This is a genomic window from Microbacterium sp. Bi128 (assembly GCF_918698205.1).
In genome coordinates this window covers 1-2,022 of sequence record NZ_CAKKMM010000938.1, presented here as the reverse complement: position 1 = coordinate 2,022, position 2,022 = coordinate 1, and the positions used below count along the sequence as shown (strand labels likewise).

Here is a 2,022-nt window from a genome sequence, read left to right as displayed (position 1 = left end):
CAGGGCGGTCTGGGAGTTGGCGCGCCAGGCCATCCGGCCCAGGGAAGCTTCCGGACCTTCGGTGAGGACCAGGCTGTAGCGGTAGTAGTCACCCCAGCAGCGCAGGTAGACGTTGCCGTCCACCCGGTCGACGATGCGCATGCCGAACTTTTCCTCGTAGAACCGTGCCGAGGCTTCGACGTCGGGAGTGGTGATTTCGAGGTGGGCAAGATGGGAGAGGGGAGTTTCCACGTTGAATTCCTTCTAAGTACTGATTGCCTTGAGTGGGGTCGCTGCAGGTCTAGTAACCAGACTGAGGCAAGAGAGGTATTCGGTGAAGAGGCGTTTACTGATGCCACCTATTTGTATGGCAGATAGTTGGCCTGAGGGGTCGATCCGCGCGCAACGCCGTACCGGCTGCTCCGGCTTTTGAACCAGTGTCGGGTTCCTAGCCCGCCGCGGGCGCGGTGCGGGTGGTTGTGCCGAGGCCCGCGGGGTCGGCCAGGAACGGGGTAAACGCCAGCTCCGCGGCACCGATCATCATCAGGTCAGAACCGAGCGCTGCACGGTAGATCTCGACCTGGCCGGCGGGGCCGTCCATTGCCTGGGATAGCAGCACTCCGTCCACCGACTCCGGTGCGAGTGCATACAGCGTTCCCAGGAAGCCGTCCAGGACGATTGCCTCGGGGTTGAAAATGTTCACGGCATTGCGCAGGGCTATATCCAGGAACATGAGCTGGCGTGCCACTTCGTCGTTCACCTCAGCACTGCTGCTGGTTGCCAGCGCCTTTTCGAGGTCGGCGGTGTCGCCGCGGCTTAGGCCGGCCAGTTCGAGGAGGCGGGACTGGGAGACTTCGGTTTCCAGGCAGCCGGTGGCGCCGCAGTGGCAGCGCTTTCCTTCGGAGCGGACAAAGGTATGGCCGATCTCCCCGGCGTAGCCGGAGGCGCCCCTGAGCAATTGCCCGTCGGAGATGATTCCGCCGCCGATGCCGCTGGCGCCGCCGTTGAGGTAGATCAGGTTCCCCTGCCCGGCGCCGGCGCCGAAAATCAGCTCAGCTTCGGCGCCGAGGGAGGCGTCGTTCGCGGCCTGGCACGGATAGCCGGTGGCTTCGCTCAGCATTCGGGCGACCGGCTCGTTCCGCCAGCCCAGGTGCGGAGCGTGCCGGACCACGCCGTCGTCGCGGTTGACCAGGCCGGGCACGGCCATGCCAATGCCCGTGATCCGGTAGGACGCATCCAGCTCGGAGCGCATCCCGGCGATCACGGCCGATGCGATATTCACCGCTTCGCGGGCGCTCGGTATCCGTTCCGTGTCGAAGCGGATCTTCTTTTGCACCTTCCCCCCGAGACTGACCAGGCCGATAGTGACGGCGTCGATTTCTGGGTTGACTGCCAACGCCGCGACCGACGGGCTCGGATGGACGTTCGGACTCGGCCTGCCGACGTGCCCTTCGCCGGCGGGCGCCGTTTCATAGACCAGGCCCAACGCAACGAGCTGTCCGATCAGCGTCCCGACGGTGGAACGGTTCAGTCCCGTGTGCCGGGTCAGTTGGGCACGGCTGAGGACGCCGTGGTGGTGGACGAGGGAGGTCAGCAGCGACAAATTGTTGCGGCGGGACGGATCCGGCTCCCTCGCCGCCGCGGAAGCAAGAGTACGTGGAGGCATCATCGTGACACTATCAGCGGCCGGCCACCGCGCGGTCCAGGAAGGCGTTGCGGAATTTTTCATCCGAATCCAGCCGGAGGTCTTGCGGTTCCGACGCAGTGCGCGGATGGGTTTCGTAGCTGAGGTTTTCCGGCCAATTGCGTTCGGTCACCATCTGATCAATCACGGTGGGATCCTTCCCCCAAGGGCCTCATCGCTTGATTTGTCGCCCAAATTGCTGTTACGAACAACTTAACATTCACCCACCCACAGCGCCAGAGCCGGGTACCAATTCCGTGCTTGCTGGGGTTGACACCCCCAGAATTCGTAATATGTTTGGCTCTAGAACAATTCCCTCTGGTTTCCCCGCCCGCCGCGCAACAGCAGCCACACCTACC

At 63.7% G+C, this 2,022-nt stretch carries 3 protein-coding genes; all 3 read right to left on the bottom strand.

Annotated features, from left to right (window positions below; all coding sequences use genetic code 11):
- Nucleotides 1–231: VOC family protein (locus tag LQV45_RS28245; RefSeq protein WP_230010252.1), on the bottom strand; the 231-nt coding region annotated here is incomplete at its 3' end.
- A gap of 196 nt (nt 232–427) precedes the next feature.
- Complete coding sequence (locus tag LQV45_RS28240) at nt 428–1,582, bottom strand: ROK family transcriptional regulator (RefSeq protein ID WP_230010250.1); 1,155 nt, start codon at nt 1,580–1,582, stop codon at nt 428–430.
- A 76-nt stretch (nt 1,583–1,658) separates the two neighbouring features.
- Nucleotides 1,659–1,811, bottom strand: coding sequence for a hypothetical protein (locus LQV45_RS28235; RefSeq protein ID WP_230010248.1), 153 nt, complete (start codon nt 1,809–1,811; stop codon nt 1,659–1,661).
- Nucleotides 1,812–2,022 lie beyond the last annotated feature (211 nt).